This is a genomic window from Flavobacterium branchiicola (assembly GCF_018383905.1).
Taxonomy (GTDB): domain Bacteria; phylum Bacteroidota; class Bacteroidia; order Flavobacteriales; family Flavobacteriaceae; genus Flavobacterium; species Flavobacterium branchiicola.
The window spans coordinates 1-23,139 of sequence record NZ_JAGYWA010000015.1 but is presented as its reverse complement, the minus strand read 5'-3'; the positions used below and the strand labels follow the sequence as shown (position 1 = coordinate 23,139).

General features: G+C 33.1%; 21 protein-coding genes. 13 read left to right on the top strand and 8 right to left on the bottom strand.

Features of this window, described 5'->3' with window-relative positions; translation table 11 throughout:
• Positions 1 to 601 precede the first annotated feature (601 nt).
• Positions 602 to 1,282: a DUF4294 domain-containing protein gene (locus KHA98_RS22490; protein WP_213260241.1), complete on the bottom strand. Its 681-nt coding sequence runs from the start codon at positions 1,280 to 1,282 to the stop codon at positions 602 to 604.
• Between the two features lie 81 nt (positions 1,283 to 1,363).
• On the opposite strand from KHA98_RS22490, the gene KHA98_RS22485 reads away from it, so the two are divergent.
• The 7 genes from KHA98_RS22485 (at position 1,364) to KHA98_RS22455 (ending at position 10,806) form a co-directional block, all read left to right on the top strand.
• On the top strand, positions 1,364 to 2,452 hold the full coding sequence (locus KHA98_RS22485) for a M42 family metallopeptidase (protein ID WP_213260240.1): 1,089 nt from the start codon (positions 1,364 to 1,366) through the stop codon (positions 2,450 to 2,452).
• Positions 2,453 to 2,513: 61 nt separating this feature from the next.
• On the top strand, positions 2,514 to 3,194 hold the full coding sequence (locus KHA98_RS22480) for a response regulator transcription factor (RefSeq protein WP_213260239.1): 681 nt from the start codon (positions 2,514 to 2,516) through the stop codon (positions 3,192 to 3,194).
• Entirely contained in the window at positions 3,191 to 4,549 is a 1,359-nt protein-coding gene (locus tag KHA98_RS22475) for a sensor histidine kinase (protein WP_213260238.1), read from the top strand. The genes KHA98_RS22480 and KHA98_RS22475 overlap by 4 nt, the downstream gene beginning before the upstream one ends.
• A gap of 87 nt (positions 4,550 to 4,636) precedes the next feature.
• Positions 4,637 to 5,884 (top strand): TolC family protein, encoded by a 1,248-nt coding sequence (locus KHA98_RS22470; protein ID WP_213260237.1) that lies wholly within the window; start codon positions 4,637 to 4,639, stop codon positions 5,882 to 5,884.
• Positions 5,885 to 5,896: 12 nt separating this feature from the next.
• On the top strand, positions 5,897 to 6,982 hold the full coding sequence (locus KHA98_RS22465) for an efflux RND transporter periplasmic adaptor subunit (protein ID WP_213260236.1): 1,086 nt from the start codon (positions 5,897 to 5,899) through the stop codon (positions 6,980 to 6,982).
• A gap of 3 nt (positions 6,983 to 6,985) precedes the next feature.
• On the top strand, positions 6,986 to 10,084 hold the full coding sequence (locus KHA98_RS22460; protein ID WP_213260235.1) for an efflux RND transporter permease subunit: 3,099 nt from the start codon (positions 6,986 to 6,988) through the stop codon (positions 10,082 to 10,084).
• Between the two features lie 119 nt (positions 10,085 to 10,203).
• Positions 10,204 to 10,806: a DUF2238 domain-containing protein gene (locus KHA98_RS22455; protein WP_213260234.1), complete on the top strand. Its 603-nt coding sequence runs from the start codon at positions 10,204 to 10,206 to the stop codon at positions 10,804 to 10,806.
• Between the two features lie 108 nt (positions 10,807 to 10,914).
• Here KHA98_RS22455 and KHA98_RS22450 read toward each other — a convergent pair whose 3' ends face one another.
• Positions 10,915 to 11,295 (bottom strand): ankyrin repeat domain-containing protein, encoded by a 381-nt coding sequence (locus KHA98_RS22450; RefSeq protein ID WP_213260233.1) that lies wholly within the window; start codon positions 11,293 to 11,295, stop codon positions 10,915 to 10,917.
• A gap of 370 nt (positions 11,296 to 11,665) precedes the next feature.
• Between KHA98_RS22450 and KHA98_RS22445 the strand changes: the two genes are divergently transcribed.
• Positions 11,666 to 12,208, top strand: coding sequence for an SRPBCC family protein (locus tag KHA98_RS22445; protein ID WP_213260232.1), 543 nt, complete (start codon positions 11,666 to 11,668; stop codon positions 12,206 to 12,208).
• A 32-nt stretch (positions 12,209 to 12,240) separates the two neighbouring features.
• On the opposite strand, the gene KHA98_RS22440 is transcribed toward KHA98_RS22445, so the two are convergent.
• The 6 genes from KHA98_RS22440 to KHA98_RS22415 form a co-directional block, all read right to left on the bottom strand.
• Complete coding sequence (locus KHA98_RS22440; protein ID WP_213260231.1) at positions 12,241 to 13,377, bottom strand: glycoside hydrolase family 26 protein; 1,137 nt, start codon at positions 13,375 to 13,377, stop codon at positions 12,241 to 12,243.
• 32 nt (positions 13,378 to 13,409) lie between these two features.
• A complete protein-coding gene (locus KHA98_RS22435; protein ID WP_213260230.1) occupies positions 13,410 to 14,363 on the bottom strand; it encodes a phosphoribosylaminoimidazolesuccinocarboxamide synthase in 954 nt (317 codons plus the stop codon).
• A 93-nt stretch (positions 14,364 to 14,456) separates the two neighbouring features.
• A complete protein-coding gene (locus KHA98_RS22430; protein WP_213260229.1) occupies positions 14,457 to 15,044 on the bottom strand; it encodes a hypothetical protein in 588 nt (195 codons plus the stop codon).
• Positions 15,045 to 15,154: 110 nt separating this feature from the next.
• A complete protein-coding gene (locus tag KHA98_RS22425) occupies positions 15,155 to 15,985 on the bottom strand; it encodes a Cof-type HAD-IIB family hydrolase (RefSeq protein WP_213260228.1) in 831 nt (276 codons plus the stop codon).
• A 139-nt stretch (positions 15,986 to 16,124) separates the two neighbouring features.
• Positions 16,125 to 16,487 carry a DUF1801 domain-containing protein gene (locus tag KHA98_RS22420; RefSeq protein ID WP_213260227.1) on the bottom strand — a complete coding sequence of 121 codons (363 nt, stop codon included), beginning with the start codon at positions 16,485 to 16,487 and terminating at the stop codon, positions 16,125 to 16,127.
• Between the two features lie 117 nt (positions 16,488 to 16,604).
• On the bottom strand, positions 16,605 to 17,555 hold the full coding sequence (locus KHA98_RS22415; RefSeq protein WP_155104453.1) for a PhoH family protein: 951 nt from the start codon (positions 17,553 to 17,555) through the stop codon (positions 16,605 to 16,607).
• 182 nt (positions 17,556 to 17,737) lie between these two features.
• Between KHA98_RS22415 and KHA98_RS22410 the strand changes: the two genes are divergently transcribed.
• From KHA98_RS22410 to dnaN, 5 genes are all read left to right on the top strand, one after another.
• Positions 17,738 to 18,565 (top strand): SAM hydrolase/SAM-dependent halogenase family protein, encoded by an 828-nt coding sequence (locus tag KHA98_RS22410; protein ID WP_213260242.1) that lies wholly within the window; start codon positions 17,738 to 17,740, stop codon positions 18,563 to 18,565.
• Positions 18,566 to 18,784: 219 nt separating this feature from the next.
• Positions 18,785 to 19,081, top strand: coding sequence for a putative quinol monooxygenase (locus KHA98_RS22405; protein WP_213260226.1), 297 nt, complete (start codon positions 18,785 to 18,787; stop codon positions 19,079 to 19,081).
• A 149-nt stretch (positions 19,082 to 19,230) separates the two neighbouring features.
• A complete protein-coding gene (gldF, locus tag KHA98_RS22400; RefSeq protein ID WP_213260225.1) occupies positions 19,231 to 19,956 on the top strand; it encodes a gliding motility-associated ABC transporter permease subunit GldF in 726 nt (241 codons plus the stop codon).
• Complete coding sequence (gene gldG, locus KHA98_RS22395; protein ID WP_213260224.1) at positions 19,956 to 21,641, top strand: gliding motility-associated ABC transporter substrate-binding protein GldG; 1,686 nt, start codon at positions 19,956 to 19,958, stop codon at positions 21,639 to 21,641. The genes gldF and gldG overlap by 1 nt, the downstream gene beginning before the upstream one ends.
• A 107-nt stretch (positions 21,642 to 21,748) precedes the next feature.
• Positions 21,749 to 22,867 (top strand): DNA polymerase III subunit beta, encoded by a 1,119-nt coding sequence (gene dnaN, locus KHA98_RS22390; RefSeq protein WP_213260223.1) that lies wholly within the window; start codon positions 21,749 to 21,751, stop codon positions 22,865 to 22,867.
• The last annotated feature ends 272 nt before the right edge of the window (positions 22,868 to 23,139 follow it).

The following is a 23,139-nucleotide window of genomic DNA, read 5'->3' as shown; positions in this document are numbered from 1 at the left end:
CAGTATTTCTGTGAACGTCTGCGTTGTTGCGGGTGCAAAAGTACACAACAATTCCAGTTGAGCAAGCTTTTTAATCCCCTTTTTTTAATGTTTTTTTGCCCTTTTTCTTAATACTCTGATAACACATGCTTTACAGATCGCCTTTTTTTGATTCTGTGTACGATTTTTCTTGTTTTAGGTGTGGTTTTGATATTTTTTACCCGTTTTTGCGGTGGTGTTTTATGCTTTTTCTCGCTTTGCTTCGCTTTTTTTAGTGTTTTCGGTTCTTCTCTTCTCTCGTTTTAATCTCGCAAAGACGCTAAGTCGCTAAGTTTTCCTTTTTCTTTCTTCTGAAAACAACTACCCTAGCCCCGATAGAAGCGAAAATCCTTTTTGTTTTTTTCTTTAAAAAGCAAAAGATTGCAGCGGATAGCGGGAGAAAGCTCCTTATTATTATCAATATTATTATAGATCTTTAAATCCATAAAGACTTCGGCTTCGCTCAGCCAGACAAAACGATACTTATATATTATATATGTATACAAACAACAAACCCGACAGGTTTTGAAAACCTGTCGGGTTGGAAAATGTGTTTTTACTATTATTATATTATGTGTGGAATCTACTTTTTGTCTGCGGTCTTAGCTTTCTCTTCCCACTGATTCATTAAATCATCGTAATTAACAGGGTTTGCAGCTTTTTGATTTACCAGGCGACCGGACTCAAATGCCCGCTGAAGAATTGTTTCGATTAGATAATCCTCGTTTACTTCATAAGGCTTGTATTCTGTCTTTAAACTTATATCAAATAAATTGGCTGTCGTATTGGACACAAAAGCTTTGAAACCGCTTTTCAGGGTTCGTATTAATTCATAGGTGGTGATTCCCGTTTGGCGATGCACCAGCTTTACTAAAATCTGGCCTTGCTTTCTTGAGAGCTTTTTTAATCGTTCTTCGAATTCGTTATTAAGGTAGTCTTCTACGATCTTAAAATATTTTTTCTTTTCACGGTTCGTTTTTAAACGGGCCATTCCTTTATTTAAGGCTGTCAAACGATCTGCTGCCAGTTTTGCATAAGGATAAACTTTGTACACTCTGTTTTGTAGAATCAAAAACTGTTTTTGTGCTTCAGGGTCCAGTTTTTCTTTGGTGATAATGATTTCAGGCAATTCGATCGTGTCGCCAAGAATCGAATCTCTTTCGGTCAGGGTATATCCCATTGGTGTATTATCCTTTGGAGTGACCTGTGCCTGACTTGAAAATGATAATGCTATAAAAAATAAAAGAATGTAGGTGAATCTCATTGAGTCATAATTTAAATGTAAAATTATATATTTATATACAACTCTAATACCAAATTTATAAATTAGCAAAAAAATATTTTTATGAGTTCAGATTCTATCTTAAAAGATACCTCTATCGCTTTCCTGGAAAGCTACCTTAATAACGCCTCACCTACCGGATATGAAAGTGAAGGACAAAAACTTTGGATGAATTATTTAAAACCTTATGTGGATACTTTTATTACAGATACATATGGTACAGCTGTGGGAGTTATTAATCCTGATGCTCCTTTTAAAGTGGTAATTGAAGGACATGCTGATGAAATTTCGTGGTATGTAAATTATATTACTGATGATGGTTTATTATATGTAATAAGAAATGGTGGTTCTGATCATCAGATTGCACCGTCAAAAAGGGTTGATATTCATACTAAAAAAGGGATTGTAAAAGGCGTCTTTGGATGGCCAGCGATTCATACTCGTTTACGTGACAAAGAAGAAACGCCAAAACTAAGCAATATATTCATTGATTTAGGTTGTGAAACCAAGGAACAAGTTGAAGCAATGGGTGTACATGTAGGGTGTGTAATTACTTATCCTGATGAATTTATGATTCTTAACGAAAATAAATTTGTCTGCAGAGCTATCGATAACAGAATGGGTGGTTTTATGATCGCTGAAGTTGCAAGATTACTTCATGAAAACAAAAAGAAGCTTCCGTTTGGTTTGTATATTGTAAACTCTGTTCAGGAGGAAATTGGTCTGCGTGGAGCTGAAATGATTGCTCACACGATAAAACCTAATGTTGCAATTATTACGGATGTGTGTCACGATACTAATACACCAATGATTGACAAGAAAATTGAAGGTGATTTAAAAATGGGAAAAGGCCCTGTAATTGCTTATTCACCAGCGGTACAAAACAGATTACGCGATTTAATTGTTGATACTGCAGAAGAAAATAAAATTCCGTTTCAACGTAATGCTACTTCAAGTGCGACAGGAACTGATACTGATGCTTTTGCCTACAGCAACGGCGGTGTTGCATCGGCTTTAATTTCTTTACCTCTGCGTTATATGCATACCACTGTTGAAATGGTTCATAAAGAAGATGTTGAAAATGTAATTCAGCTTATTTATGAAACATTATTAAAAATTGAGAACAACGAAACGTTCTCTTATTTTAAGTAAAAAATAAAACCCATAAATTAGGCTGTTTTGGTAAACAGCCTAATTTATAAATAAATACCACATGAAAATATTATTACTCGAGGATGATTTTACTTTGTCTAAGGAGATTTCTATATTCTTTACTTCAAAAGAATTTGAGTGTATTCCTTATTATGACGGGGCATTATTATTAAAAAAATACTTTCCTTATGAATATGATTTAATCATTCTTGATATTAATGTTCCCGGTACAAATGGTATTGATGTTTGTAAAGGCATTCGCGAAATTGACACCAAAACCCCTATTATAATGCTCACTGCTTTTAGTGACATTGAAGATAAATTGGCTTCTTTTGACAATGGTGCTGATGACTATTTAGTAAAGCCTTTTCATTTTGAGGAATTGCATGCCCGAATTTTATCTCTACTCCGACGTAAAGAAATTCCGCAGCAAATCGAGAAAAAAATAGTCATTGAAGATTTAGAAATTCTCGAAGAAGAAATGAAAGTAACCCGTTCTGGCGAAGAAATTAAACTTACTCCTAAAGAGTTTAAACTAATTATGATTCTGGCTCACGCTAAAGGAAAAGTTTTATCTAAACAGTTTATTGCCGAAAAACTTTGGGATTACCATATCGAAACGAACCAAAACACAATCGAGGTTTATATTAATTTTCTGCGAAAAAAAATTGACAAAGAGCATGAAACAAAACTAATTCGAACCAAAGTTGGCTACGGATATTATTTAAGCAATCAGGAATGACATTAAAAAACAGGATATCACTTTTAGTAAGTTTATTGTTCACCATCCTTTTTGGATTGGCTTCGACGGTGATATTTGTTTTGTACTCCAATTTTAGAAAAGAAGAATTTCGTGATCGATTAGAAATTAAGGCACTTTCGAATATTAAACTTCTTGTAAATGTAAAAGAGGTCGATGATCAGCTTTTAAAAATAATCGACCAAAATTCTATCAATAAACTCTATGATGAAAAAACCTTAGTATTTGATTCTCACTTTAAACTTATTTACAGCAGTATTGACGATACCAAAATAAACTGGTCTGTAAATGATTTAAAATACCTAAAAAAGCATAAAACCTTTTTTAAACAACAAGGAGATCATGAGGTTTATGGTGTTTTTTACGACACAAAAGACCGGGATTTTTATGCTTTAATTTCGGCAACAGATGATTATGGCAAACGTAAACTGCTTTTTTTAAGGTACACGTTGGTTGTATCATATATATTCTTCACTTGTATTTGCTGGGTTTTAACTTCATTTATGGTAAAAAAAGCGATGAGCCCGTTGAGTGTTTTTCATCAGAAAATAAAAAACATAAACGAAAACAACCTTGATACCCGTATACAATCAAAAAGCAACAAAAATGAAATTGACCTGATTGCAAATGAGTTCAATTTTATGATGGACAGAATCGAAATTTCGTATCAAAAACAAAAAGAGTTTACTGCCAACGCCTCACACGAATTAAGAACACCCTTATCCCGAATTACTTCACAAATAGAAAATGTAATTACTGATCCCTCAACCTCAGAAAAGGGGAAAACTTTCTTAAAAACAATTTTGTCTGATGTAAATCAGCTTACGGAATTGATTACTTCATTATTAACTCTTTCAAAGATTGACACTAATAATCATGAAAATAGTGAAGTTCAGAGAATGGATGAAATTCTGTTTTCAGCTATCGAAAGTCTAAACAAAAGCTTTCCTGATTTTGTCATTCTTTTTGAAATGGAAGAAAATGACAATCTCGATTCAGCTTTAGAAATCAAAGGCAATAAAAACCTTCTGGAAATTGCACTTAGCAATGTTTTAAAGAATGCCTGCGTTTACTCTGATAACAAACAGGCTAAAGTACAGATAAGCACAGAAAATGATCATCTTCTTATCTCCATTTCAAACACTGGAAATACTTTGAGTGACACAGAACAGAAAAATCTTTTTCAGCCTTTTATGCGTGGCAAAAATGCTAAAGGAACATCTGGCTTCGGGTTAGGTTTACGCATTGTACAACGCATACTCACACTTCATAATTGCACTATAACTTACAGTGTTCCAGAAAGAAACATAAATTTATTTCAACTCTTTTTTCATTAATAAAAATTTTTAAGGTATTTTTAAGGTAGATTTTAAGGCTTCTTAAAGTCTACGGATAGCATATTTGTACAACTTAAAATTGATACAATGAAAAAACTGTATGCATTATTTCTGCTTCTATTACTCAATCAGGCAGTAATGGCTCAAAAAGCAATAACACTACAAGATTGCGAGAGTCAGTTTCTTAAAAAGAATCTTTTTTTGTTAGCCTCTCAATATAATATTGATGCTTCAAAAGCCTTAACGATTCAATCCCGAATTTGGGATAACCCAATGCTTACTGCAGAATTAAATGCTTACAATCCTGAGCGAGATCAATTTTTTGATATTGGAAAAGATGGACAAAAGGCATTTGGCATTGAACAGCTTATTTATTTAGGAGGCAAAAAACGCAATGAGGTAAAATTAGCTCAAACCAATGAACAATTGGCTGAATTACAATTTAATGATCTTCTGCGAACGTTAAAACTTCAATTACGCAAAAGTTTCTATACCGTTTATTACAACACAAAAAGTCTGGAAACAACAGATCAGCAAATTGCCCATGTTGAAGATCTTATCAACTCCTACTCTATTCAGGCGCAAAAAGGAAACATTCCATTAAAGGATGTTGTTCGTTTGCAATCACTTTATCTCAATTTTAAAAATGAAAGAATGGAAGTGGTGAATGATAATATCGAAGAGCAGGCTACTTTAAAATTACTGCTTAATTCAGCAGAGAATATAGTTCCGGAAGTTTCAAAAGAAGAATTCAATAAATACCTAAAAACTATGGATTTTGATTTAAAATCCCTGGAAGATCAGGCTGTGGCTAACCGTCCGGATTATTTAGCGAAGCAAAAAGAAATCGATTCGAACACACTTAATGTTAAATATCAAAAATCGCTTTCTGTTCCTGACCTTACTTTGGGCGCAAATTACGATCAACGAAGTGGTGCTTTTAACAAAGAAGCCAATTTAACATTAGGGATTCCATTACCTCTTTGGAATAAAAATAAAGGAAACATTAAATATGCACAGACCATATTAGAACAATCAAAAATCGAAAAGCAAAACTTTGATCTGCAATTGCAAACTGAAATTACTTCGGCATGGAATAAATGGGATGAATCCCGCAAAAATTATTCTGTAATTAAACCTACTGTCAATGCTGATTTTGAAGCTGTTTATAATGGAATGTTAACCAATTTTCAGAAGCGAAATGTCAGTTTATTAGAATTTACCGATTTTATGGAGAGCTACAATCAGGCAACTATTCTGGTAAATGAATTAAAGAAAAAACTGGCTCTCTCTGGTGAAGAACTAAATAGCACAATCAACAAAGACTTATTTTAAAACTAAACGATGATGAAACATACACTAATTATAGGAATTGCACTTGTAAGTCTTTCCATTACCAGCTGCAAAAAGGAAGTAGAAAATCCTGAAACAAATACCTCTTTTGCGTTGAGTGATAATATGCTAAAAACTACAACGACAGCTCCTGCACAAACAGAAAGAGTAAAAAACGAATTAAGTTTTTACGGAAAAATCACTGCCGATAATAATAAAATGATTGATGTTTACCCGCTTGTTGGCGGAAATGTAATTAAAGTAAATGTTGAACTTGGTGATTATGTAAAAAAGGGACAAGTTCTTGCCACTATAAAAAGTACTGATATTGCAGATTTTGAGAAACAATCTCTTGATGCCAAAAGTGATTTACTGGTAGCCAAAAACAATTTGAAAGTGGCTCAGGAATTATTTGATGGAAAATTAAATTCTGAAAGTGATGTCTTGCAAGCAAAAGCCGAAGTTGCAAAAGCACAATCTCAATTAAGCAAAATTCAGGAAACTTATAAAATCTATAATATTAAAGCGGGTTCTATTTATGAAGTAACAGCGCCTATTAGTGGTTTTATCATTCAAAAAAGCATTAATCAGGATATGCTTTTGCGATCTGACCGTTCGGAAAATATATTTGATATTGCTGAAATAAGTGAAGTTTGGGCAATGGCTAATATTAATGAGATTGATATCAACAAAGTAAAACTTGGCATTGATGCCGATGTAACTACATTAAGTTATCCTGATAAAGTCTTTAAAGGAAAAGTAGATAAAATCTTTAACGTAATTGACCCGGAAACCAAAGCAATGCAAGCAAGAATTAAATTGCAAAATCCCGGTTATTTATTAAAACCGGACATGAATGCCAATATCAAATTATCTATAAATGAAGATAATTCAATGATTGCAATTCCAAGTGACGCGATTGTTTTTGACAAAAGTAAAAACTTTGTAATGATATTTAAAGATCGTCACAATATCGAAACAAGACAGGTTGAAGTTTTCAGAGTTGTTGGAAAAACTACTTATATATCAAGCGGTTTAAAAGAGAACGAAAAAGTGATTACCAACAATCAGTTATTTATTTATCGCGCTTTAAACGATTAAGACATGAACAAATTCATTCGAAATATTATTGCTTTTTCTCTTAAGAATAAAGCATTCACCTTTTTTTGGGTTGGAATACTGGCTGTTGCAGGATTTATTTCCTTTAAAAATATGCCTATTGATGCTTTTCCTGATGTAACCAATACACAAATCATCATCATTACACAATGGAATGGTAAAAGTGCTGAGGAAGTAGAACGCTTTGTAACGTCTCCGATCGAAATCTCGATGAACTCGGTACAAAAAAAGACCAGTGTTCGTAGTATTACCATGTTTGGATTATCTGTAATCAAAATTATTTTTGATGATGGTGTCGATGATACCTTTGCACGTCTGCAAGTCAATAATTTATTAAAAAATGTTTCTCTGCCTGATGATGTAGAACCAGACGTACAGCCTCCTTACGGGCCAACTGGAGAAATTTTCAGATATATTGTAAAAAGTGACAGCAGAGACAGTAGAGAATTACTGACTTATCAAAACTGGGTAATCGATAAACAACTGCGCGCAGTTCCAGGTGTTGCCGATTTAAATGTTTTTGGAGGTCAGACTAAAACGTATGAAGTTGGTGTTGATCCTATAAAACTGGCTAAATATAACATTACACCTTTACAGGTTTACAATGCCGTTAATGGCGGAAACTTAAATGTCGGTGGAGATATTATTGAAAAAAACGGTCAGGCTTTTGTTGTTCGTGGTGTTGGTCTTTTAAAATCTATCCCGGATATTGAAAATATAATCGTTGATGATGCGGGCGGAAATCCAATTTTAGTTAAAAACGTTGCATCGGTTTATGAAAGTTCGATGCCACGTGTTGGACAAACCGGAATTGGTAAAAATGATGATGCTGTTGAAGGAATTGTCGTAATGCGTAAAGGTGAAAATGCTCAGGAAACTTTGGCCTTGATTAAAGATAAAATCAAAGATTTAAATGACAATGTACTTCCGAAAGATATAAAAATTGAAACTTTCTATGATCGTGATAATTTGATGAATTTCACGACAGAAACCGTAATGCACAATTTATTTGAAGGAATTATTCTGGTTACCTGCGTTGTATTTCTTTTCATGGCCGATTGGCGAACTACTTTTACAGTTTCTATTGTTATTCCGCTTTCATTATTATTTGCATTCTTATGCTTAAAATTAATGGGAATGAGCGCCAACTTGCTAAGTTTAGGTGCAGTCGATTTCGGAATTATTATTGATGGTGCCGTAGTGATGGTCGAAGGTTTGTTTGTGGTACTTGACCATAGGGCGCATCAATTAGGAATGACGGCTTATAATAAAATTGCTAAAGGAAGTATTATCAAGAAAACCGGAACTGAAATGGGTAAAGCCATCTTCTTTTCAAAATTGATAATTATTACAGCACTATTGCCAATATTTTCATTTCAGAAAGTTGAAGGAAAAATGTTCTCTCCCCTTGCCTTTACACTAGGTTTTGCTTTGATGGGAGCTTTGCTTTTCACCTTAACTTTAGTGCCTGTTTTGTCTCATATTCTATTGAATAAAAATGTAAAAGAAAAACACAATCCTTTCGTAAATTTCTGGGATCGAATCGTAGCAAAAGGCTTTGCCTGGACGTTTAAACATAAAGTTAAAACCCTGACCGCTTCTGTGGGAATTATTGTTGCAGTATTTTTCTCTGCATCATTCTTAGGAACAGAGTTTTTACCACAGTTAAATGAAGGCGCTTTATGGGTCACTGCCGAATTACCAATGAGTACTTCGCTTCCCGAAAGTGTAAAAACAGCTGCCATGATTAGAAAAGATCTTGAAACTTTTCCTGAAGTTAAAAATGTGCTGTCGCAAACCGGACGAAGCAATGACGGAACAGATCCGAATGGTTTTGGGTTTATTCAGCTTCAGGTTGATTTAAAACCGAAATCAGAATGGAAAAGAAAAATTTCTATGGATGATCTGATTAATGAAATGGATGAAAAACTAAAAGTTCACCAAGGAATTACCTATAACTATTCTCAACCCGTAATTGATAACGTTGCTGAATCGGTAGCAGGATTTAAAGCCTCAAATGCAGTAAAAATTTATGGGGATGATTTAGATAAACTTGACGAACTTTCTAATGAAGTTTTAGCAAAAATCAAAAATATTCCGGGAATAAAAGATGTTGGGATTCTACGAAATGTTGGTCAACCCGAGATTAGCGTAATTCTGGACAGAGAAAAAATGGCTGCTTACGGCGTAACTTTAAGTGATGCTCAGGCTGTTTTGGAATTAGCGTTTGGAGGAAAAACAGCAACTGAAAAATACGAAGATGAAAAGAAATTTGATGTAAGAGTTCGTTTTTCAAAAGAATACCGTAAAGATGAAGAAGATTTAGCTGAACTTAAAGTTCCTACTAGTAGTGGTGCAAAAATTCCGTTAAAAGAAATTTGTGACATGAAAACTATTACTGGTCCTGCATTCATCTACAGAGATAATACAAAACGTTTCATTGGTGTAAAATTCTCTGTTCGTGATCGTGATTTAGGAAGTACCATCGCTGAAGCACAGTCTAAAGTAAAAGAAGTAAAAATGCCACCAGGTTATACAACAGGATGGACAGGTGAATTTGAAAACCAAGTGCGTGCAAGTGCACGTCTTGCTCAGGTTGTTCCGATCAGTTTATTAGGAATATTTGTTCTGCTCTTTATTTTATTCGGAAATATTAAAGATTCTTTGCTTGTTCTGGCCAATGTACCTTTCGCCATTATTGGAGGAATTATGGCATTGCATATTACAGGAATGAACTTCGGAATCTCTGCCGGTGTAGGTTTTATTGCTCTGCTAGGAATCTGTATTCAAAATGGTGTTATTCTAATTTCAGAATTCCATCATAATATAAAAGCCAAGCTTTCGCTCGAAGAATCGATTTTTAAAGGAGTAAAAGCCCGAACAAGAGCTGTAGTAATGACTGCTTTAATGGCGTCTATTGGTTTAATGCCAGCTGCAATTTCAACCGGAATTGGTTCTGAGTCTCAAAAACCATTGGCAATTGTAATTATTGGAGGTTTAATTACAGCAACAATCTTGACATTATTAATTTTCCCAATTATATTTTGGGTTTTCTACCGAAAAAAGAATGTTCCTATTGAATAATAAATTAAGCAGGTTAAATTAATTCGGTTAAAGAAAAAGCATCATTATTTTTAATGGTGCTTTTTTCATTTCAAATCATTTTAATTTTTATCTTTCGCTCTATAACTCAAAAAATATACATGAAATATATCTATTTTCTAATAAGCCTCTTTTGTATATCTTTAATAGCCTCGATTATAAATCCAAAAGAAGGATTTACTTGTTTTCTTGAAATTATTCCGGCTATTATTGGTTTTCTGATTTTAGCTTTTACTTTTAAGAAATTCCGATTTACCAATTTTACTTATACTTTAATACTTCTACATTGTATTATTTTGTTTATTGGAGGTCATTATACCTATGCTGAAGTTCCATTTTTTGATTATATAAAAGAAATATTTCATCAAAGCAGAAATAATTACGATAAAGTTGGACATTTTGCTCAGGGTTTTGTTCCGGCAATGATTGTAAGAGAGCTTTTTATTCGCAAGGAAGTAATCAATAATAAAAGCTTTTTCAACTTTATCATTGTTTGTATTTGTCTCGCTATTAGTGCTGCATACGAATTTATCGAATGGTTTGTTTCGCTGGCTACGGGCGAAGGAGGAGATTCATTTTTAGGAACTCAGGGATATGTCTGGGATACACAGTCTGATATGCTATTTGCTACAATCGGAGCCATTACGGCATTAATAGTATTCTCAAAAGTTCAGGATCAGCAAATAAAAGACATTCGTTTTTAGAACGGCCAAAAATTTCAATTTCAAAATACCATATAATAAAAAAACGACCTTCTGCTCAATGAAGGTCGTTTTTTATACTAACTCTAACTCAAACTAGATTTAAACTGTTTATTTTAAATCTTTCAAAATTGCAATTGCTTCTGTTGCATTTGATAATTGTGCATATTTTAATGCTGTAAAACCTTTTTCGTTTTTATCAGAAGCGTGTGCACCTTTTGCTAATAAAATTTTAATAATTTCTACTTTATTGTAACGGGCCGCTGTCATTAATGGCGTCATATCATCGGTCATTTCGTTTACATTAGCGCCGTACTCAATAAATTTTTTCACTACTTCGATATCACCTTTAAGAACGGCAACATTCAATGGTGTTGCATCATAAGTTGATACAACAACTGGATCTTTAACTTCTAATACGTGATTTGCTGCCATTGATACATTGGCAAAAGCTACTAAAGCTACTCCTAAAATAATTACTGAATTTTTCATGTTGATTGATTGTTAAATTGATTGATTATTGATGATTTTTAATTTCTATGTAAATGTAATCCTATTTGATGTATTATGTATAACAAAGTACCATGTTTTAACTAATTCTTAACATTCAATTAATAAAAGGATGAGAATTAAACCTGATTGTAAATTCTTTGTTCTTAATAGACGCTCAAAAAATCAAAATGTTACACTTTAAAACAAAAAATTTAAAAAAAAACTTATAAAAATATTCAAGGAAGTAAATTAGAATAATAACTTCAATAACTTTACCACTCTGAATTCTAATACCTTATCTCAAATCAATTTTAAAAACGTGCCTTTTTATAACAGTAAGTAATCATTCTAACCTTAAAAACCACAAATTATGAGAATTGTCAAATTTATTTTACTCATCCTTATTTTTCTTTTATCAGCAGTTTTAATTGGAGCTTACTTTATGCCAAAAGAATATGCTGTGCAACGTGAAGTTACGATCAATAAACCGGTTGATTCTGTCTTTAATTATGTAAGATCTTTAAAGAATCAAAATGAATTTAGTTATTGGGCGAGCATCGATCCAAAAATGAAAACCACTTACAAAGGTCCCGATGGAAATGTCGGATCTGTTTCTGCCTGGGAAAGCGAAGTAAAAGAAGTGGGAGTTGGCGAACAGGAAATCACAAAAATAACGGAAGGCAAAAGAATTGATTTTGATTTGCGCTTTAAAAAACCAATGGAAGATACCGCAAAAGGTTTTATGTCAACTGAAACTGTTTCAGGAAACCAAACCAAAGTCAAGTGGGCAATCAATGGCATAATCCCCTACCCGATGAATATCATGCTTCCGATGATGAAAATGGATCAGATGATTGGGAATGATCTACAAAAAGGGCTTGACAATCTAAAAGCTAAAATGGAAAGTAAATAAAACAAAAGCCACAATAATATGTGGCTTTCGTTTTATTTCAACTTAATTGTCTTTTTGTAAATATTGTCCAGATTATTTTCAAACAAAGTAAAAGGATCATCATAAAACTTTATAAAATCCAGAGTACTAACTTGTCCGGGAAATGGTGCGTAAAAATGTGTTGCGCTTGTAGCATCATTTCTCCATACTAAAACATAAGCCAATTCTAATTGCTCTGATTTTAATGTTTTTAATAAGACATCTGTCCACCAGGTTTTATTCGGAATTGATTCTAAACCTGTTTCAGTAAATGCTGCTAATTTTTTCCTCTGAATTGCGAGGTCTGAAATAATCTTAAGTCTTTTAAATCCTGTTTCTAAATCATATTTTCCGTCTCGTCCAAAATCTGAATAATCATCCATCCCAAACATATCGACATAATTATCTCCGGGATAACGTTCTAAATATTCTTCTTGAGAATTAAATCGAATATCGGGCGAGAAAGCATAAATAAAATTATGTACGCCCAAAGTATCTCGCAAATAAGAAACCGTAAATTGCCATACTGCAATAAAATCTTCTCGCGATGTAAACTTTTTTCCCCACCAGAACCAATCACCGTCAAATTCATGAAAAGGCCTGAAAATCATTGGCGCCAAAGTCCCGTCTTTTGCTTTTACTGAATGCGCAAAATCTGCAATTGTTTTTAAAATTTCTTTGTATTGATCATGATGAGAGCCTCCAATTTTTATTAGAGACATCGCTGCAACTGAAACTGAATCTTTCCAGTAAAATCCGTTATTTGAAACAGGATTATTAAAATGCCATGAAACTGTTGTGATTCCACCGCGTTCATAAGTATCAATAACATTTTTTTTAAGAAGTGCTTTCGTTTTTTCAATCTCCTCTTTTGGCTTTCCCGAAAAATCACTAAAATCGACACCTATAACAGCGGGATGTGAACCTACAACTGATTTTACATCAGATCTATTAGCTACATCTTTCCAGCCATGCCCATACTCTGTTGCATGCTGATGTCCAAAAAGAATATGATTTTTTGAAATTAATTTAAGATTACTATATAAGGTCTTGGTTTCTTTTGTCGCTTTCTTATCAATTTGAGCAAAAAGAAAATGCCCTACTGTCATAAATAGAAACAATAGGGCATTTTTTGATGTTATAATTTTCATGGTTTAAATAATTAGTTTAAACCCGAAAAGTACTATTTTGAAGAAAGGTAATCTAATACGTTTTTATCAATACGTTTGTCAATATTGTCAATATCAGCCTTTACAAATTTTTCTCCAAGTATATTCTCGTATAATTCGATATATCTTTCAGAAACAGATTCAATGTAAGCATCAGTCATATCCGGAATTTGTTGTCCTTCTTGTCCTTGAAAACCATTTTCGATCAACCAACGACGCACAAACTCTTTTGATAATTGTTTTTGCTCCTCTCCTTTATCTTGTCTTTCCTGATATCCATCGGCATAAAAATAACGAGAAGAATCCGGTGTATGAATTTCGTCAATTAAAACAATAACTCCGTCTTTAGTTTTTCCGAACTCATATTTTGTATCCACCAAAATTAATCCGCGAGAAGCAGCAATTTCAGTTCCTCTTTGAAATAAAGCTCTTGTATATTTTTCTAAAACCAAATAATCTTCTTCTGAAACAATTCCTTTAGATAAAATATCTTCACGAGAAATATCTTCATCATGAGAACCATTATCTGCCTTTGTAGTTGGAGTAATAATTGGTTCAGGGAATTTATCATTTTCTTTTAAGCCCTCTGCCATTGTTACGCCACAGATTTGTCTTCTTCCGGCAGCATATTCACGTGCAGCATGACCTGAAACATAACCACGAATAACCATTTCAACTTTAAAAGGATCGCATAAATGTCCAACAGCAACGTTTGGATCTGGAGTAGCAATTAACCAGTTTGGCACAATATCCTGAGTTAACTCCATAAATTTTGTTGCAATCTGATTTAAGATTTGTCCTTTGTACGGAATTCCTTTTGGTAAAACTACATCAAAAGCCGAAAGTCTGTCGGTTGCAACCATTACCAAAAGTTCGTCGTTAATATTATAAACTTCTCTAACTTTTCCGCGGTAAACTGATTTCTGATTCGGGAAATTAAAATTTGTAGTTGTGATGGTGTTACTCATTATTCTTTAGTTGTGTTGTTTTTTATGAATGCAAATTTAAAACTATTTGACAGAGCAAACAAAGAAAAAATTACTTCAATTTTTCGGTTAATCTTATTTAAAACTCAAAATCCCTTTTCCAAAGGAATTTATTGAATTATCAAGGCTTCCGAGGGTAGTGTCTGGTAGTTTTTTAATATCTGCTGACTGAACAATTAAAATATGTCCGCTGTCTTTTGCCGGTGCATTTGGAACAAAAATTACTGCATTTCCTTTTTCATCTTCTTCAATTAAATGTGCGGGCTGCCAAAAATTGCCGTTTTTAAATAAAATTGGTAAGTCTGTACTTGGTTTCTTTTTTCTGTGATTCAGTTTCTCTTCTGCTTCCTTCTTATTCTTTTCATAACCCGGCAGGAAAATCATTAATTTATCATCTACCCAATTCGTAAATCTGCGCAGAAGAGCCAAACGCATTAAAAATCCACTAAAATAGATTAAAACCAATAATATTAAACCACCGACAATATCTGTTGCATATTTTCCTAAAATCAGATCTAAACGCAAAAAGTGAGCAAATTTTTCCCCGTAATTCTGAAAAAAAGTCCAGACTTTCTTTATTAAAATAAAAAATACAAGAAGAGGCAGCAAAACCAGTGCTCCTGAAATACAGTTTCGTTCAATTTGAAGTAGAATTTTTTTCATCGCTAATTAATTAAGGTTAAAAAAAAAGAGCTAATTCATTGAGAATTAGCTCTTATAAAAATAAGTATATTTTATTATTTAGCAATAAATCAAATGCAAAACATTTAAAATTAAATAGTTGCAAATTCTTTATCCAGAATTTTAGATGCAATATATCTGGCTACACCGTCTTCAGCATTTGTTTTTATAACTTCCAAATCTGGTAAAGTTTCTTTTAATAAAGCCGGAGCATTCCCCATAATTAATCCTTTTCCTGATGCCGATAACATTTGAACATCATTAAAACCATCGCCAAATGAAATCGCTTCCGCTAAAGTAAAACCCTCTTTTTCCAATACTTTTTCTATTGCAACGGCTTTGTCTACAGACTTATCCATAAATTCAAGACAAGTAGGTAAACTAAATGCATGATGCAAATGTTCTGAAGAATTGGCTAAAACGGCTTCTTTTAATTTAACCAGTTTTTCATGGTCCTCGCATGAAAAGAAAATTTTAATGGCACCAAAATCTTCCAAGGTTTTATAATCAACTAATTCCGGACGGTATTTTAATTCTGCCTGAAAAGCATTTAGTTTTTCATTAATTCTATTGGTTTGCCAAACATTTTCCTTAAATAATACTACAGTAATATCCGGGTCGATTTCAACATTTAAAGCGGCTTTTACAATATCACTTTCTAAGTTGAAAGCAAAAAGTTCTTCTCTTTCCGGTGAATGAATTCTTGCTCCGTTTGAACTTACTAAGTAAACCGGAACTTCGAGCGTTGCTACAATTGCCATGGCATCAAGATGATGACGTCCTGTAGCTACAACTATAAGATAGCCCTGACTGTGAAGTTCTTTAAATATTGTTTTAGTATAATCTGAAATTTTATGCTGAGGGTTGAGTAAAGTTCCGTCTAAATCACTTACTACAACTTTTATATTTTTAAGTTTTGTCATGTTAATATCCGCTATTTTTTGATTGGCAAATTTACAACTTTACGGCCGGAAGACCAAAGTTTAAAAGCTTTTACAGCCTGAATTAAGGTAAGTTTATTATTTATTTAACTATTTCGTCAAATATTACATTTTATATAAATTAAACTTTTATAATCCCTGATTTATATAAATTTATAGCTTTATGAATAATCAGTTCAATTTGATTTACAGGTAAATCCTCTGCTGTATCCAACAACATTATTTTCATTCTGGATCTATTTTCCTGAATTAAGAATGTTTCGTCAAAATGTTTTCCTTCCACAATTCCGATATAAGGTTGTTTGTATTTTTTATGAATCCATAAATAGCAAAACATTTTTCCTTTATAACAGAAAAATGGCATTCCATATTTTAGAACGTGCGTGATGTCTTTATCCTGACGGAGAATTATATTTCTCAAAGCCAATAACACTTCCCTAAAAGGCAGTGCTGAATTTTCGTAGAAATTATCAATATCTTTCATCTTAAAAAAAAATATTCGTTTTACATCTTTCTTAAAAGAACAGATATAAAACGAATATTAATAAATGTTAAAACACTCTTCACGATTTACATTTAACATTTCACTAAAAAATTAAAATTAGTCGTGATTTTCTATTTGCTTGTAAGCGTCGATTACCTTTTTCACCAATCTGTGGCGTACGATATCTTTATCATCAAGATAAATAATTCCTATGCCATCAATGTCTTTCAGAACCAAAATTGCTTCTTTCAGACCAGAAATAGTTCTTCGTGGTAAATCGACCTGGCCAGGATCACCCGTAATCATAAACTTGGCATTTTTTCCCATACGGGTCAAAAACATCTTCATTTGTGAGTGGGTTGTATTCTGTGCTTCATCCAGAATAACAAAAGCATTATCAAGAGTTCGTCCGCGCATAAATGCAAGCGGTGCAATCTGAATAATTCCTTTTAGAATGTAGTCTTCGAGTTTTTCATTGGGCAACATGTCTCTCAAAGCATCATAAAGAGGCTGCATATAAGGATCTAATTTTTCTTTCATATCTCCGGGTAAAAATCCAAGGTTCTCCCCTGCTTCTACCGCCGGGCGCGTCAATATGATCCTTTTTACTTCTTTGTCTTTTAGCGCTTTTACCGCCATTGCGACACCTGTGTAGGTTTTTCCGGTTCCAGCGGGTCCTATTGCAAATACCATATCATTTTTTTTGATGGTATCTACCAGTAACTGCTGGTTGGGCGTCATTGCCTTGATTATTTTACCGCCAACTCCGTGAACTAATATTTTGTCGTGATCATAAGCTTTTTTTTCTTCCTGACCATCACTCATTATTACTCGTTCAATTACATTATCATCAATGTTGTTGTATCTGGTAAAATGAAGCATAAGCCTCTGAAATCTCTTTTCGAATTCATCTAAAACTTCTTTCTCGCCAAAGGCTTTTAAAGTGGTCCCTCGCGCTACGATTTTAAGCTTTGGGTAGTACTTTTTTATTATTTCAAGATGAGAATCCTGTGCGCCCCAAAAGTCTTTTGGAGCGATGTCTATAAGCTCTATAATTCTTTCGTTCAAATGAGATAAATTTAAATTAAAACTAAATTTGTTTTGTAAATCTATTGTTGTCGGGTATGTTCATATCTTTAAACGCAAATTGTATTTCTTTCTTTCAATTTGTATTTACTATTACTAGATTTGCATTTCTCAAATTTAATGAAAATTAGGTTTAAATACTACCAATAGTTATAAACAAAATGATGTCAATAATTACCCTTACTACTGATTACGGCTTGAAAGACCACTTTGTTGGTTCGCTGAAGGGTAAAATACTTTCTGAAAATCCAAAGGTTCAGATTATTGACATTTCGCATGATATTGATCCATTTAACACTGCCGAAGCAAGTTATGTTATTGGAGCCGCTTATTTGAGTTTTCCAAAAGGAACCGTTCACCTAATTGGAGTTGATATTGAACGTAATAAAGAAAATCAACATATTGCCATGCAATGGAACGATCATTTCTTTATTTGCGCCGATAATGGCATTTTGAGTATGCTAACACAAAAAATTGTTCCGCAAAAAATTGTCGCTATCAATATACACGACCGTTTCCCTATTGAATATTCTGATTTGGATATTTTTATTCAGGTTGCTTCGCATTTGGCGAAAGGCGGATTACTTAACGTTATAGGAAAAGAAATTCCGGCTGTTAAAGAAGTGACCGAACTACAGGCTGTTGTTGCTGCCGACGGAAATTCTTTAAAAGGATACGTTATCTACATTGATCATTTTGGAAACGTGGTAACCAATATTTCAAAAAAGCAATTCTTAGAAGTTTCCCGTGGTCGTCCGTACGAAATTGTAATGAAACCAAAAAGCATCAAAACCATTCTTCCAAATTATTCTGCTATCGCTACTTCAGACAAATATCCGATTAAAACTTATGAAGGTGAAAAACTGGCTATTTTTAACGAAGCTGGTTTCCTGGAAATTGCTATTTTTAGAAGTAATCCTTCAAAAGTTGGTTCTGCTAATAGTTTGTTGGGATTGAATTATCGTGATGTGATTACGGTGAAGTTTTCGTAGCTATCTTATATTCCTGGATCACGGATTACACTGATTAAACGGATTTTTACTGATTATTTATCGAGCTTCTTGTGGAGATTTCTCCTTCGTCGAAAGGACAATATTGAGCGTAAATATTATTTCTCTTTTTTATAAAAAAACAATCTATTTTGGTACTTTTGCGCGCGTATTGCCGTTTTTCAATCAAAAATGAGCAATCTAAAATCTAAAATTAAAAAGATGTTCGTAAGAATAGTAAAAATGAGTTTTCACGAAGAAAAAATTCCTGATTTTCTGGAGAATTTTGAATCGGTTAAAGAGAAAATACGAAATGCCGATGGAAACCGTTTTTTAGAACTATATCAGGATAAAAACGACAAATGTATTTTCTTTACTTATAGCTATTGGGAAACTGAAGCTGATTTAGAAAATTACAGACAATCTGAACTTTTTAATACCGTTTGGGATTTTACAAAGAAACTATTCAATGCAAAACCAGAAGCCTGGAGCGTTGATAAAGTTGTTTCTTTAGTTTAAAGTTTCAGGTTTCAAGTTAATTGAACAGCCTAAAATTTTACAGCAAAGAACGCAAAGATTATATATAATAAGGTTTTAATAGAACACAAAGTTCGCAAAGCAAAGCAACTTGAAACATGAAACCTGAAACAATAAAAAACAAAAACTAAATGAAATCAATCATTTTACGAGAAATAAAATCCTTTTTTGGCTCTCCTATTGGCTATTTGGTCATTGGCATATTCTTAATAAGCAACGGCCTTTTTTTATGGGTATTTGAAGGAGATTATAACATTCTGAATACGGGTTATGCCGATTTAACTCCGTTTTTCACATTGGCTCCGTGGATCTTGATTTTCCTGATTCCGGCTGTTACGATGAGAAGTTTTTCAGACGAAAAAAAACAAGGAACACTTGAATTACTTTTAACCAAACCATTATCTGTTTGGGAAATTGTAAACGGAAAATTCTTCGGTTCTTTTCTTTTAATTATTTTGGCGATTATTCCAACATTCATTTATGTAAAAGTAATTTCTAATTTAGGTTTGCCCGAAGGAAATATCGATATGGGAAGCACAATTGGCTCTTACTTCGGATTATTATTCTTAATTGCTTCCTATTCTGCAATCGGAATTTTCACTTCTACTCTTTCTGAAAATCAAATCGTAGCTTTTATAATTGCGGTATTTTTATGCTTTGCATTTTATTATGGTTTTGAAGCAATAGCAACTTTACTTCCAGGACAATCTGCTATAATTTCTGCTTTTGGAATGCAGGATCACTTTAAAAGTATGAGTCGTGGTGTTATCGATACTCGTGATGTTATTTATTTTCTAAGCATTACTGTATTGTTCTTGTCTATTACTGTTTATCAATTAAAATCTTTTAAAGCGTAATGAAAGTATCTAATAAATTAAATTTAAAAACATTAGGCATTACAATTTTTATTTTAATTGTTTTAAATGTACTTGGAAGCTTATTTTTTCACCGTTTCGATTTAACCAAAGACAAGCGATATACTTTATCCGAAACCTCTTTAACTAATTTAAAACAAGTTAAAAATCCGTTGTCGATAAAGATTTACATGCAAGGCGAACTTCCTGCAGATTTTAGACGCTTGCAACAGGAAACCAAACAATTACTGGAAGAATTTCAGGCGTATAATGGTAATATCGTTTTTGAATTCGTAAACCCAATGGAAAACGAAGACGAAAGCATGGAAATTGTAAAATCGCTTTATCAAAAAGGGTTAACACCAATAAACATTACAGTTGACGATAAAGGAAAACAATCTCAGGCAATGGTTTTTCCGTGGGCAGTGGCGGTTTATAACAATAAGGAAGTTAATATTCCTTTATTGAAAAACATAATGGGTGCTTCGACTACTAAAAAAGTAACCGGATCTATTCAGCATTTAGAGTATTCGATTGCTGATGCCATCAATAAAATCACAAAAGACAGACAGAAAAAAATCGCCATTATTAAAGGTAACGGTGAATTATCTGAAATTCATATTGGTAAATTATTAAGACAGATAAAAGAAAGTTATTATATCGGCCCATTTACCTTAGATTCTGTTGCCAAAGATCCAAACGGAACTTTAAAAGCACTGAAAAACTATGATTTAGCTATTATCTCTAAACCTACTCAAAATTTTTCTGATGAAGAAAAAGAAGTTTTAGACCAGTTTATCATCAACGGCGGAAAAACTTTATGGTTAGTAGATCAGGTTGCTGCTGATATGGATAGTTTATACAATCAAGCGGGTGCAACTCTTGCGTATCCGAGAGATTTGAACTTAAATGATATGTTTTTTAAATACGGATTCAGAATCAATCCTGATTTAGTAAAAGATGAACAAGGAAGCCCAATAAAACTGGCTACTGGCGAACAAGGAAGTGCAACTCAATATCAGGATTTCATCTGGAAATTTGCTCCGGTTGTTACACCAACCAGTCAGCATCCGATTGTGAAAAATTTAGGCGGAATTAAATTCGATTTTGTTAGTCCGATTGACACTTTGAAAAACGGAATCAAAAAGACGGTTTTAATGCAATCTTCTCAATATTCAAAGAAAATTGGAACGCCGGCCGAAATAAACCTAAACATCGTAACAGAACAAACTGCTCCTCAGGATTACTTAAACAAAGGAAATATGATTCTTTCTGTTTTACTGGAAGGTAGTTTTAATTCCGTTTTTGAAAATCGTGTTTTACCTTTCAAAGACAATACTTTTCAGCAAAAAGGAAAACCAACCAAAATGATTGTAGTTTCTGATGGAGATATTGCCCGAAATCAGTTAGACAAAAACATGATGCCGGTTGAATTAGGCTATGATCAAAGAACCGGAAACCTTTATGATAATAAGGACTTCATGATGAACTGTGTTAATTATCTTCTGGACGATACAGGACTTATTAACATAAGAAGTAAAGATGTAGAACTGCCTTTACTTGACAAAGAAAAAGTTTACGCAACTTACACTGTTACACAATTCATAACTATCGGACTTCCAATTCTAATTTTATTGGTTTTTGGAGTTGTATTTACCTTCGTCAGAAAAAGAAAATACAGCAAATAGATGTTAATAAAAAAATTGCGAAACTAAGATTGTTTACGATATATTTGTAATCCGTATCTTTAGCGTCCGAATGTTAAAGAATACACCAAAAAAATAAAACAAAAGAGATGAAATTTATAGTATCGAGTTCGTACTTATTAAAACAATTACAAGTTTTAGGTAGTGTTATTAACAGCAACAATACACTTCCTATTTTAGATAACTTTTTATTTGAACTAGACAATAATGCATTGACAGTTTCGGCTTCAGATCTTGAAACCACAATGTCTGCTACATTGTCAATCGATTCTACAAGCAAAGGTAGTGTTGCTGTGCCAGCTAAACTTTTACTTGAAATTTTAAAAACATTTCCGGAACAACCTTTAACTTTTACAGTTGAAGACAACAATACAGTTGAAATTAGTTCTAACTCTGGAAAATATGCATTAGCGTATGCAGCCGGAGAAGAATTTCCTAAATCTGTAAATCTTGAAGATCCGTCTGTAACTTTAGTTCCTGCTGATGTTTTGGCGACTGCTGTAAGCAAAACTATTTTCGCAGCCGGAAACGACGATTTACGTCCGGTAATGTCTGGAGTATTCTTCCAGTTTTCACCAGAAGGTTTAACTTTTGTTGCTACAGATGCTCATAAATTGGTAAAATATGCACGTGCAGATGTAAAAGCATCTCAGGTTGCTGATTTTATTATGCCAAAAAAACCTTTAAATATTTTAAAAAGTATTTTAGGTAGTTCTGATGCTGAAGTAAAAATTGAATACAACGATTCGAATGCGACTTTCTCATTTGACAATTATATCCTAATGTGTCGTTTAATCGACGGAAAATACCCTAACTACGAAGCGGTAATTCCGAAAGAAAACCCAAATAAATTAATGATTGACCGTTCTTTATTTTTAAGTTCAGTTCGTCGTGTGGCCATTTTCTCTAACAAAACTACACACCAAATTCGTTTAAAAATCGCCGGAGCTGAATTAAATGTTTCTGCAGAAGATATCGATTACTCAAACAAAGCAGAAGAAAGATTGACTTGTGATTATCAAGGTGATGATTTACAAATTGGTTTCAATTCTCGTTTCTTAATCGAAATGCTTACTAACTTACAATCAGATATGATTATGTTAGAAATGTCATTACCTAACAGAGCAGGGATTTTAACACCAGTAGACGGTTTAGAAGAAGGAGAAACTGTTACAATGTTGGTAATGCCAGTAATGTTAAATAGTTAACATCAAAACTTCTTTTTGTTACAGGGATTTTTTTTAGTTTCGAATTAAAGACATATCATTGTAAAAAAAAATATCGCTATTAACCAACCATTTTTTATACCTAGAAACCGCAATTTTTTCAAAAGAGTTGCGGTTTTTTATTTTGATGTCTCGTCCTGAAAAAAGTTGACTATAATAGATGCAATTATGTCAACAGAAAGAAAACATTCTAAAAATCCATTGCCTCCCCAAACTTTCAGTGAGGTCTTTAAAAGGAAGGTCGTAAAAGAATT

Bases quoted from the DNA above. Each gene is read 5' to 3' on its own strand.
- KHA98_RS22450 (WP_213260233.1), bottom strand. From the start codon at position 11,295: ATGAAAAATTCAGTAATTATTTTAGGAGTAGCTTTAGTAGCTTTTGCC.
- KHA98_RS22445 (WP_213260232.1), top strand. From the start codon at position 11,666: ATGAGAATTGTCAAATTTATTTTACTCATCCTTATTTTTCTTTTATCA.
- KHA98_RS22460 (WP_213260235.1), top strand. From the start codon at position 6,986: ATGAACAAATTCATTCGAAATATTATTGCTTTTTCTCTTAAGAATAAA.
- KHA98_RS22470 (WP_213260237.1), top strand. From the start codon at position 4,637: ATGAAAAAACTGTATGCATTATTTCTGCTTCTATTACTCAATCAGGCA.
- KHA98_RS22440 (WP_213260231.1), bottom strand. From the start codon at position 13,377: ATGAAAATTATAACATCAAAAAATGCCCTATTGTTTCTATTTATGACA.
- KHA98_RS22480 (WP_213260239.1), top strand. From the start codon at position 2,514: ATGAAAATATTATTACTCGAGGATGATTTTACTTTGTCTAAGGAGATT.
- KHA98_RS22435 (WP_213260230.1), bottom strand. From the start codon at position 14,363: ATGAGTAACACCATCACAACTACAAATTTTAATTTCCCGAATCAGAAA.
- KHA98_RS22455 (WP_213260234.1), top strand. From the start codon at position 10,204: ATGAAATATATCTATTTTCTAATAAGCCTCTTTTGTATATCTTTAATA.
- KHA98_RS22475 (WP_213260238.1), top strand. From the start codon at position 3,191: ATGACATTAAAAAACAGGATATCACTTTTAGTAAGTTTATTGTTCACC.
- KHA98_RS22425 (WP_213260228.1), bottom strand. From the start codon at position 15,985: ATGACAAAACTTAAAAATATAAAAGTTGTAGTAAGTGATTTAGACGGA.
- KHA98_RS22405 (WP_213260226.1), top strand. From the start codon at position 18,785: ATGTTCGTAAGAATAGTAAAAATGAGTTTTCACGAAGAAAAAATTCCT.
- gldF (WP_213260225.1), top strand. From the start codon at position 19,231: ATGAAATCAATCATTTTACGAGAAATAAAATCCTTTTTTGGCTCTCCT.
- KHA98_RS22430 (WP_213260229.1), bottom strand. From the start codon at position 15,044: ATGAAAAAAATTCTACTTCAAATTGAACGAAACTGTATTTCAGGAGCA.
- KHA98_RS22410 (WP_213260242.1), top strand. From the start codon at position 17,738: ATGTCAATAATTACCCTTACTACTGATTACGGCTTGAAAGACCACTTT.
- gldG (WP_213260224.1), top strand. From the start codon at position 19,956: ATGAAAGTATCTAATAAATTAAATTTAAAAACATTAGGCATTACAATT.
- KHA98_RS22490 (WP_213260241.1), bottom strand. From the start codon at position 1,282: ATGAGATTCACCTACATTCTTTTATTTTTTATAGCATTATCATTTTCA.
- KHA98_RS22420 (WP_213260227.1), bottom strand. From the start codon at position 16,487: ATGAAAGATATTGATAATTTCTACGAAAATTCAGCACTGCCTTTTAGG.
- KHA98_RS22485 (WP_213260240.1), top strand. From the start codon at position 1,364: ATGAGTTCAGATTCTATCTTAAAAGATACCTCTATCGCTTTCCTGGAA.
- KHA98_RS22465 (WP_213260236.1), top strand. From the start codon at position 5,897: ATGAAACATACACTAATTATAGGAATTGCACTTGTAAGTCTTTCCATT.
- dnaN (WP_213260223.1), top strand. From the start codon at position 21,749: ATGAAATTTATAGTATCGAGTTCGTACTTATTAAAACAATTACAAGTT.